This window comes from Psychrobacter immobilis, from assembly GCF_904846285.1.
In the GTDB taxonomy this organism is placed as follows: Bacteria; Pseudomonadota; Gammaproteobacteria; order Pseudomonadales; family Moraxellaceae; genus Psychrobacter; species Psychrobacter immobilis_D.
The window spans coordinates 1-10,476 of sequence record NZ_CAJHAD010000039.1; the positions used below are offsets into that span (position 1 = coordinate 1).

Genomic DNA, 10,476 nt, shown 5'->3' on the forward strand with positions numbered 1-10,476 from the left:
AATCGTACTGAAGTCGTTGATAAGGATGAAACCATTACCATTCATCAAAACAGAAAAGAGCGGGTGGATGAGAATGAAACCATTGACATCGGCGGCAACCGTACTGAGACCGTACATAAGAGCGAACAGATACTTATCAAAGGCAACCGTGACAAAACCATCAACGGTAATGACACCTTAAATGTAGACAAGAACAGAAAAGAGAATGTGCATAAAAGCCGCTCGCTCAACGTCGACAAAAACAACACTGAACTGGTCAAGATGGCTAAGTCGGTGACGGTAGGCTTGGCCTACGCAACCCAAGTCGGCACGATCATGAACACCGCTGTAGGTATCATGCAAACGGAGCAGATCGGACGCATTAAAAAAAGCTTTGTGGGCAAGAGCTACAGTATCACTGCAGGCGATGAGTTTAAGATCACGGTCGGTAAGTCCTCACTGGTGATGAATGCCGATGGCAGTATCATCATTACGGGCTCAACCATCATCACGCAAGCGGAGAAAGAGAATAAGGTGATTGGCAAGGATGTGCTGATCAATCCGCCGGGGGCTAGTAATGGTGGGAAGGAGGATGAACCAGATTATGTTAATGATGAGCCTGCTGAAATTGGGCCGGATGGTCTTCCTGTACTAGGTAGTGATAGTGATGAGTATGAGTCTAATGTAATAGTGACGGATCAAGATGGTAATCCAATTCCTGAAGATCAAAGGGTGGATTTGTTTGCAGGTCCTGGTGGAGATGGTAGAAATCCCAGTAAAGCAGAAGTTCAAAAAGTTATCGATATGATAGACTTAAGTAGGGATGTTTATGATAATGACGGTAAAGGCATACCGGCATATCCACGTTTAAGTAAAGCTGAGATTCAAAAACTTGGTCTTAACCCAGCTCTATTTAATACTAAAGACGATGAGTCAGGATTTTACGCCTCGATATATAAAAATGAGAAAAATAGTGGCTATGCAGTTGCTATGAGAGGTACAGAACCTACCAAAATGACTGACTTAATAGCAGATGGTGCACAAGGTATTGGACTTTCTAATGATCAATATGATAAGGCTTACAAATTAGCTCAAGAGCTAAGAACTAGCCCGAAAATTAATAAAAATAATACTACCTTTACAGGACATTCATTAGGTGGTGGACTAGCGGCAACAGCAGGGTCTATTACTGGTTACCCGACTTACACCTTTAATGCAGCAGGAGTTCATTCAAAGACTTTAAATAAGTACGGCATTCCTGACAACAATACAAAGCACGTACAAGCCTACAATACTAAGAATGATCCTTTGAATTGGGCACAGGATAACAATGGTAATGTTATGGCAGGAGTTGCGGCATTTAGTCCAGCAGCAGGTATTTGGGGCTACACGTCAGGAGCTTTGCCAAAAGCAGTTGGTACAAGAACAAGGGTTCCGACAGATGATACTAAGAAAACAGGCCACAACACGGATGGTATGAGAAAAGCGTTGTCTAAGAGGTTATAGGTTAATTATAAAAGAGCTTAAATATGAGAAGTATATTCCTTTTATTAATAACAGTAATAGTCATAGGTTGCAGCAATATGAATACGCATAAGAACTATAAAGAAGCGCATATAGAGAAGTACTTCCAAGGAGACAACGTTGCTATGGCAGAAGCCATATTCAACGAAGATACTGACGAGATTACCCGACTGGTTAAAGAAGAAGGCTATGATGTCAATACCAGAGACAGTATAGAGCGCGGTGTCTGGACCTACCAATGGACTTATTTAAACTATGCGGTGACCAAGGGTAAGCGTAAATCAGTTAAGACCTTACTTGATTTAGGGGCAGACATTGATAAGTTGCTTTTCATTGGCAGTGCTCATAGCAATCTAAACATAGCAGCAGGTCATTGTGATAAGGCTATGATAGAGATGTTGTTGGAACACAACATTAAAATGGATCATACCATCGCGCTTTCACCTCTAGATGATTTAATGGTCAATGATTGCTATAGCGAGCAGCTGTTTGATTTACTGATTGAGCATGGCACAGATGTCAATCATCCTGATTATTTTTCTGGTACTACTCCAGTTATGACCGCTTATGCTATTAATAATCACGATGCCATTGACTATTTATTAAGTAAAGGCGCTGATCCTTTGCAAGTTAGCACCAGTGGACATAGTTTCGCAAGTTTAATACAGATGAACTTAAATGATAATATAGGATTACAAACCGCTCAAAAGTATAAGCAAATTATGATCCAAGACTACGGTATCCAGTATCCTGTAGAAGTGTCTTATAGAAAGGGCATTGAGCAGTCGATTAAAAGGTTTGAGAATGCCACAGCTAGAGAAAAGAAGTTTTTAGGAGCCAGCGAAGTAGAACGAGTAAATGACATGCGAGAAAGTTTGATTACTGGTGTTGATAATGGCATAGCCATTGATTAAATGCTATATATTGGTTGTCTATACAAAATGTCTTATGCGCCGTATAGCAGCACTTAAAATTATATGTCTTCCTACATAATTCTCGACTATATCGGAAACTGATTTACTTGAATAAAGCAGCAATGAGCTATGCTGAAGCAACCGTAGAGATAAACTTGGTAAACTAAACGTAGCAACAAAGATTTATTATGGCTAAGAGAGTTATTGCCTACGATCGATCTTTTACCTTGAAAAACTCCGCTACGCAAATAAATAGAAAAATAAGGACTGCTTATCAATTGTTAGTATATATTCTCTCATCTATCTAGCTCAAAACTCACATCCACAATCAGCAGTAAATGCATCACATACTTCATCAGTGATGATGATGCACGGGTAGCTTCATTATTAGTAGAGTTAACTATCACATCTTCTTTAGGATTAATTACTGATAATGAATAACCGCTGTAATAGTCATAATTAGTAAGGTTCTTTGACAATTGACGATAGTCAGCTTTAAACTCTTTCATTGTTTCTAGCTGTTTTGCTTCATTCATTATTTTCTGATACTTCAACTCCCCTTTTTTAGGTTTGATTGCACGCTTCATTTGGTAAGCACTAATATTTATGCGCCAATATCTGGCAGGTAGTATTTTTATAGCGATATCTAGATAGTCGTAAAATATCTGTTTTTCATTAAATTTGAAACGAAGATCGCTATGGGACGAGTTAACCTTTTTATAAAATATTGAAAGCATACGTTGGACATGCTCTTTCGTTGACTGATCAAGATATAGCTTTTCTAATTTAATAAAGCTTTCCTGCACGAGTTGCTGCTCTTTAACAATGGTTGGCAGCGTTGGTGCTATTAATACATTCTATTATCTTCATCTCAACGTCCTTAAGTAAAATTAAAGTAAAGTGCTAATTAGCCTCGTAGTTGGTCGAGCATACTTTGGTATTTATCTTTTTTATCAGTAATTTTACTACGTTCGTCTGTGGCATTGGGCACTGGCTCTTTAGAGTCTTCTGCGTTCTTATCAAAGGTTTTTAGCTCAGCCTCTGCAGCGTCCAGAAGCCTATTAAGCATCATAGCAACCGCTTTTTCAGAAACTTCGTGCGTCATACTAAAGGCTTCAGAGGTAAAATCATCTTTAAGCTTAGACGCCCATTGATAGATATTAGCTATTGTTGCACTGTGCTTGTCATCTTGATCAGATTTACTAGATGTCTCTTTGTCATTGGAATCAGATTTCCCCTCTTTATCAGAGATAAAATCATCCTTAAGTTTAGACGCCCATTGATAGATATTGGCTATCGTCATACCATGCTTATCATCTGTGTTAGATTCATCGTCTTTGTTAGATTCATCGTCTTTGTTAGAGTCATCGTCTTTGTTAGAGTCAGCCTGTTTTTCCGCATTGTAATCTTCAAAGTCACCGTCTTCATACATTACCGTATCGCCTTTTAAGACCTCAACACCCGTTACTCCATCATTTGAAGGCGCTTCTGTTGTATTCTCAAGAGACTCTAAAGCATTCTTGATATTATCGTTACTAGTAGGCTTATCTGACATGATTTATAATCCTTATTGTTGAAGTATATTTACACTCAATGATAAGTCAGCGCAATCTTATATTGCGTATCTTAATGTAGATTGTTTTGTTCTAAATTGTTTAAAAATGCTGCAAAACCTCCATCCGCTCGAGCTTGCAACCGACTACTGGTCATCACGCGAACGCGATTGCTCCAAGTAATGGCATAGCTTTGAGCTTCAAATTTTCCGACCAAATCTACATCTTCATGACAAGGTAAAGAGGAGAAGCCACCAACAGCCAAATAAGCCTCACTGCTAAAACTTAAATTTGCTCCATGGATATGATGATGTCCCATTTTATCTTGGTAATGAGCAATATAATCTTCACGAGTTTGCGCGGTTAAATGTGCCCAGCTATCAACGTCTACCACCCCGCAAATCATATCTGTCGGTTGGTGGCTAATATGTTCAATCTGCTGTGCTAGCCAATCCACAGTTACTACTGAGTCAGCGTCTGTACAGGTAAGCCATATTGCCCCATTTGCGATCGCATGACGAATACCAATGTCTCTTACTTGTCCCACACATTGATAATCACAGCATAGGTAATCAACGCCCGCGGCTTTAACAATGGACTGCGTATCATCGGTGCAGCTATCCAGCACCACTAGCGGATACGCTTTGATTGTTGATGGTAATTGCTTGATAGCAGATTGTACTGATGCCAAGCATTTGGCGATAGTCATCGCCTCGTTATGAGCAGGAATCACAATACCGATTTTCATATCAGTTTTTCTTGCATAGCTACCGAACTTTGGCAACGCTGCCAGACGTCTAGTAAAAAATCGCTGTCTACCATTTGGCTTTGATGAGTGAATGCAACCTGATGCTTGTCATTACTTGTAAGGTTAAAAGCATGGTGCAGGCGCTGATGCACGGTCTCACCTGTCATGGTAAATCCATCGATAGCATAACGCCAATGACAACACAGTAACGTACCGCCTATAGCAAGGTTTTGCTCAGTCCAAGCGATCACTGTGTCAATATCATTGGGTGGTAAATAATATAAAATCTCGCTGATGACAATTAAATCAAAGGGTAACTTGTTAGTAGACGTACTGCCTGATAAAGGATAAGCCTCTATAACGGCATCTTTTAAAGTCAATAATTTATTAGGAATCACACCCTGAATGACCTTAACATGAGACACTTTTGCCAAGCGCGCTTTAGCAAGTTGCACTGCCCGTTGATTACCATCGATACTCACTAATGCCAGGCAACGTTGAGCCAATAACTCACTAAGCACGCCGTTTCCGCAGCCCAATTCAATAGCATTGTTATATTGAGATTGTGGCAGTATCGCCAGGCAAATATCACGTTTGCGTTTTTCATACCAACGAGTTTGATACTGCCATGGATCGGTATTATCCTTATATAACGCGTCAAAATACGATTCGGAATAGCCACCATATTGGTTCACGTCAGCTAAGCTATTTTTAGAGGTATGATTCATACAAATAAACCTCCCAAGGTTGGCTGATTCTAGCAATCGTTTGCGCGGATAAAATGGGAGGGTTTCCCGTACTTTCATCCGCAGTAATTTGACTTTTAAAACAGGCAATGGCCTCTATTTTACGTTGTAGTTGCTCAGGGGTTAAATCTACTCTGATAGCATGGTGCCAAGGGATACGATTATCAGCAGGTTTTGCCCAATGCCATGCCCAAATTAATACTTGATAACAAGCTAAATGATACTGCTTGGCAAATGAGGCAACCACTAGCCCGGTTGCTTCATGATCGGGATGACCGTCGCGCATAAAAGGCGTTATTAAAACATCGTTAGGCTGGATAATAGAGGTTAATCTTTGCTGAAACTGATCTTGTTGGCTAAAGACATTACCATCTGTTAAGTCTAAAGCAATAGTTTTGACCTGGTGAGCAATGCCTAATACTTCCAGGGCTTTAACACTTTCTTGTGGTCGGATAGTATCAAGGCTTTCTTGAGAATAAATTTGCGAGTTCGGATGACTTTGTGTGCCATTGGTCACGTGAATAAGAACAATAGGATTGCCATTCGCGGCCAGTTGTTGCAACAGACCGCCACAGCCTAGCACTTCGTCATCAGGATGCGGGGCGAAGATGCAGACTCTTTGATTTGGGGCAAAGCTTTTTGCAATATCAAATCGAGGCAAATCTTGCAACCCTACCCAATTTTGCCAAGCTTCTTGACTGGTGCCATCGCCTTCAATAACACGATTACCCACAATCGGATGGTTGCTTTTAAGCCTTTCAGCATGCGTGACGGCGACGTCTTTTTTTATACGTTTTATAGCCTCTTTAGATATTATAGGTGCCATATATTGTTCTGCCCATTGGATAAGTCATTGGATAAAGCGCCAGCTAACTCGCCGATTTTTTGCATATCAAAAGCGCCATGGCTTTGGCGGATAAACACGGGCAGATCCGCTGACAATCTTGCAAAATGGGCATGGCGGCAAAATGGCGCTGCTCCCAATGCCTGTCCGATAACCTCCATTACTTGGCGAGCGACTTTTTCAACCTGTAATCTTAACTGACGAATAGCAAGCTCATGGCTGAGCTGTGGCTGACTATCTATTAAATCAGCCACATAATGAAAATACTGCTGAGTGACTGCCAATGCCGTACTAATTTGACCCAAATACATGGCTTTATAATCGTTTGGTTTCTGCTGATAGGCGCTGATTAAATAGTCTGCTAGATAAGCGGTTGCCCCATACCAACAAGCAGCAACCCCTGCTGCCCCATGCCAAAATCCTACGCGTTCTAGATAGGCATTGGCTGTCCCAACTTGAGCGGCTGCTACTTCATGAAACTGTAATATCGCTGTATCAGTGGCTTGCATCCCTACCGCTTGCCATTGTTCGTTATCAATCTCAATACCTGATTGGCTCATATCTACGACAAGCAATTGCGCGTGGCCATTAGCATTACGATACGTTATGAGTCCATGATCTACCATATTGGCCCCTGAGCACCACGCTTTGATACCGCTGACTTTTCCTTGCTCATAACGTATAGGATTACCTTCTGCTCCCCAAACAGCCCATAACCCTTGATTCGCTTTAGTATAGCCTATCTCATGTAAAATGCTTAGAGCGTCTAAATGCGACTCAAACCATTTTGCAATCGTTAAATCAATCCCTGCTACATAAGCCAAAATTTGCCAACGGCTCAACGTACCTGAGACTTCTCCATTTACAGGGCTAGCACCACTTGCAGGATGCGGGATTTTATCGCTATAGGTGATTAAGGTTTTTAAAATATCATGACGTAAGGCATCAGTTAAGCTAAGCGTACTAGTAGCTTGATTATCAACCCGTAAGATATTTTCTATACTGGCTTTCATCTCTGATAATAAAGAATTTTTTGCATTTAGCAGTAACATGAGGCCTCCTAATTATTCTTATGAGTCAGACATTTGGGCTGTAACAGATTGCGAAATATCTGTTTGATGCCCTTTTACATCATACAAATCATTTAAAAAATTCTGCTGCCAAACCTGTAAGTCATTTTGTTGTAGTCCTTGCAGTAATGACTGATAGCGCGACTGCCGCTCATCTAACGGCATTCTCAAAGCAATCCCTAAACCCTCTGTCATACTTTTTGGCTGGTATGGATCTATAATGACCGCGGCTTGCATTTGCTCAGCTGCCCCAGCATAACGTGAGAGCAATAACACGCCAGGATCGTCAGGATTTTGAGCCGCAATATACTCTTTGGCAACTAAGTTCATACCATCTTTAAGCGAATTAACCCAACCGATATCACTCTGCCAAAACATTGTCATTAGTGTCTCGTGGCTTATGACGCTTTCGCAGTAGTTGATAGCTTGCCAACTACTCATAATATTCTCATTTTCAGAAATATCATTTCTACACTTACTGAATAAGAACTGCTGATTAACATCATTAATAGCAGTTTTCACATCATTATAGAGGTGTTGATAAGCAGTCAAATCTAAGCGACTAGGACAGGCAATTTGTAATAACGTCAGCTGATTCTGGTATAGAGGATTTTGCTGTAAAAAATCGCGGTATGCTGAAAAACGCTTTAACAACCCCTTTGAGTAATCGATTCTGTCCACCGCAATAATTTTTTGGGCAGCAGGTTTTATGGTCTTTTTATTCTGATTGGCTTTGTCATATTGCGAGGATAAGTGGCTAATTTTCTGCTGTATTCTTGTCACATTTATGCCGATTGGATAAGCATCAATCCGCAAATAGTGAGGATGATTTAGACCTAAGTTAAGCATAATTTGCGTATTTTTTGACTGAGTAAAGGTGCTAAAACCTTGCGTGGCATATAAGACGTTTACTAGCGAATCTTTTAAATAATAATGACATACAGCAAAGCAATTGGCTCTACCTTGCTGAGTTTGTGTACCAAGCACGTCGTAATGAGCAAGATGCCTAATGAGCTCACCGCTTTTATCAAGTGATTGCCAGAAAGGTAATGAGACAAAGGGGATGTGGAAAAAAAAGCCGATACGATTGCAAATACCCAGCTGCCTACAATGATATGCCACACTTAAAAAATGATAATCATGCACCCAAATCACATCATCAGGCTCAATAACCTTCTTTAATTGCTTAGCAAAGAGGTGGTTTACCGTTTGATAGCCTGCGTAATCCTCTGGCGCTTGACTAATTAAATCAACTCGCTCGTGCAATAATGGCCACAGTACATTGTTGGCAAAGCCGCAGTAAAACTGCTGATACTGCTCAGTGGTAAGTGCAGTGGTCATATAAGTGATGAATGTATTGGCACACGGCGCGTCAGCGTCTGCTAAAGCAGTTTGTTTGATACTACTAAATTCATTAGTATAATCATCGTTATAGCGCTCGATAATTCTACCATTCCAGCCCATCCAAACGACTGATTTTCCGTTTAATACGTCTTGCAGTGCTATTGCAAGTCCACCTGCCATTGGGTTGTTATCAGGCATTTTAACCCGATTAGACAAGACGATTAAGCGGCTCATACCACGTGTCTCACTTTCACCGTTTCTTTTACTAACGCATTATGTTGTTGGCAGAAGCTTAAAAAGCTATCTAGTAAAACAGTCACCTCATGAGTGTCATGGACGTAGTAATTGGCATGAGTAGGCTCACAACCGACCTTAATTCCCATCCCTTTTATTAACTGTGGTTCGTCTTCTAGCGATTTACTTTCACCTTGTACAGCCATAAATCCTGCTTCATCCGTAATATCATCACCGATGAAAATAGGAAAAACACTCTTATTACTCTGCACTTTTTTTAGTAAAGCTAGAATGGCGCTACCTTTATTTGCTCCTTTTGGCACCACCTCCCAAACATATTTACCGGATTTTAATGTCCAGTTATCATGACTTTTTAAGGTTTGTACCATGATGGTATAAGCCGCATCAGCTAAAGCAGGGTTTTTCCGGAAATGGAGGGCGACAGAATAGGGTTTGTTTTCTACGATGAAGTCATCAAAAGGAATGCAAGATTGGATAATAGATTCTGTTATTACAGCAAGTTCTATAATATTAACAGATACAACGTTTGTCTCATTATGGTCACTGCTGTCATCAAACGCTATTTCTAGTCCATGCGTTGCTGCGATCGGTAATGTTAAAGGAGACAGCATTTGTCTTGCTTCAGCCAAACTGCGTCCTGTCACAGCAGCAATTTTTACACCATAGGTTTGTATTTTTTGTAGAAGAGTTAAGGTTGACGTTGGGATAACGCTGTCCTTAGGATTCAATGTGAAATCGGCTAATGTGCCATCTATATCTAGAAACAAACAATAGCCTTGCTGATGGGATAAATAGTCAGCAAAGTTTTTTGGTGGAATATAGATAGGTCGCCCATTTATGCTGGGGCTTTTTGCTGAAGTCACGTTTCTTCCTTGTTAGTAAGAGACCATCTTGCGCTGAGACCACCTAAATATGAAACATTCTACCTGTTAAGAGTTGCTGTATTTCTAATATATGCCTATAGGGATGATATTCTTAAACAGTTGAATCTAATAAGAAGTTTGCCATAACCCAAGTAAAAATCTAGTGACCAGAGTGTGCTGTTTAACGTGAGTTCTGTAACTCCTTAAACACGGTTGCCACTTATAAAAGACCGCTATACATGGTATGGGATTCAATGGCACTTAGCTTCTTGCGTAGTGCGCTCATTTGTAATTCGAAGTTCTTGTAATACTTTACCTTGTCTTTCTCTTTTTCCTCTAAGCTTTTTTGATAAGTAAAATCATCCAATAGCATTAAACAATTTGTAATTAACTTGAGATTATTTAATGATAGATCCTCATATCTACCCAAATCATGTGACTTGATTTTTGAGCGTAATTCAGTTTACCGTAATCTTGATAAGGGTCTGATAGCTGATGGGGCTTATTTTTAATTAATGGACTGCTTTCAAATTCTTTAGTATTTATCTGATTTTTCATTATATAGTTAATCCAGAATAAAAGAGATACATCCCATATCACGAAACAGTTTAGGTAGATCATTCTCCATCCACCCTT

The 10,476-nt window shown here is 40.2% G+C and carries 11 protein-coding genes; 2 read left to right on the plus strand and 9 right to left on the minus strand.

Annotated features, from left to right (window positions below):
- Positions 1-1,485: bacteriophage T4 gp5 trimerisation domain-containing protein (locus JMX13_RS13105; RefSeq protein ID WP_413786323.1), on the plus strand; the 1,485-nt coding region annotated here is incomplete at its 5' end.
- Positions 1,486-1,562: 77 nt separating this feature from the next.
- Positions 1,563-2,417: an ankyrin repeat domain-containing protein gene (locus tag JMX13_RS13110; protein ID WP_201613222.1), complete on the plus strand. Its 855-nt coding sequence runs from the start codon at positions 1,563-1,565 to the stop codon at positions 2,415-2,417.
- Between the two features lie 296 nt (positions 2,418-2,713).
- Here JMX13_RS13110 and JMX13_RS13115 read toward each other — a convergent pair whose 3' ends face one another.
- The 9 genes from JMX13_RS13115 to JMX13_RS13715 all read right to left on the minus strand — a co-directional run.
- Positions 2,714-3,223, minus strand: a complete 510-nt coding sequence (locus JMX13_RS13115; RefSeq protein ID WP_201613224.1) for a hypothetical protein — start codon at positions 3,221-3,223, stop codon at positions 2,714-2,716.
- A 101-nt stretch (positions 3,224-3,324) separates the two neighbouring features.
- Entirely contained in the window at positions 3,325-3,972 is a 648-nt protein-coding gene (locus JMX13_RS13120; RefSeq protein WP_201613226.1) for a hypothetical protein, read from the minus strand.
- A 71-nt stretch (positions 3,973-4,043) separates the two neighbouring features.
- Positions 4,044-4,718 carry a glycosyltransferase gene (locus JMX13_RS13125; RefSeq protein WP_201542936.1) on the minus strand — a complete coding sequence of 225 codons (675 nt, stop codon included), beginning with the start codon at positions 4,716-4,718 and terminating at the stop codon, positions 4,044-4,046.
- Complete coding sequence (locus JMX13_RS13130; RefSeq protein ID WP_201613229.1) at positions 4,715-5,446, minus strand: class I SAM-dependent DNA methyltransferase; 732 nt, start codon at positions 5,444-5,446, stop codon at positions 4,715-4,717. The genes JMX13_RS13125 and JMX13_RS13130 overlap by 4 nt, the downstream gene beginning before the upstream one ends.
- Positions 5,430-6,290 (minus strand): PIG-L deacetylase family protein, encoded by an 861-nt coding sequence (locus tag JMX13_RS13135; protein ID WP_201613231.1) that lies wholly within the window; start codon positions 6,288-6,290, stop codon positions 5,430-5,432. Before JMX13_RS13135 ends, JMX13_RS13130 begins: the two co-directional genes overlap by 17 nt.
- Positions 6,278-7,360: an acyl-CoA dehydrogenase gene (locus JMX13_RS13140; protein ID WP_201613233.1), complete on the minus strand. Its 1,083-nt coding sequence runs from the start codon at positions 7,358-7,360 to the stop codon at positions 6,278-6,280. Before JMX13_RS13140 ends, JMX13_RS13135 begins: the two co-directional genes overlap by 13 nt.
- Before the next feature lie 18 nt (positions 7,361-7,378).
- Positions 7,379-8,956: an alpha,alpha-trehalose-phosphate synthase (UDP-forming) gene (locus tag JMX13_RS13145; protein ID WP_201613235.1), complete on the minus strand. Its 1,578-nt coding sequence runs from the start codon at positions 8,954-8,956 to the stop codon at positions 7,379-7,381.
- The gene (gene otsB, locus JMX13_RS13150) at positions 8,953-9,840 is read right to left on the minus strand and encodes a trehalose-phosphatase (RefSeq protein ID WP_201613243.1); all 888 of its coding nucleotides are present in this window, start codon (positions 9,838-9,840) and stop codon (positions 8,953-8,955) included. Before otsB ends, JMX13_RS13145 begins: the two co-directional genes overlap by 4 nt.
- A gap of 402 nt (positions 9,841-10,242) precedes the next feature.
- Positions 10,243-10,476, minus strand: a 234-nt coding sequence (locus tag JMX13_RS13715; RefSeq protein ID WP_227686332.1) for a hypothetical protein, incomplete at its 5' end; no start/stop codon positions are given.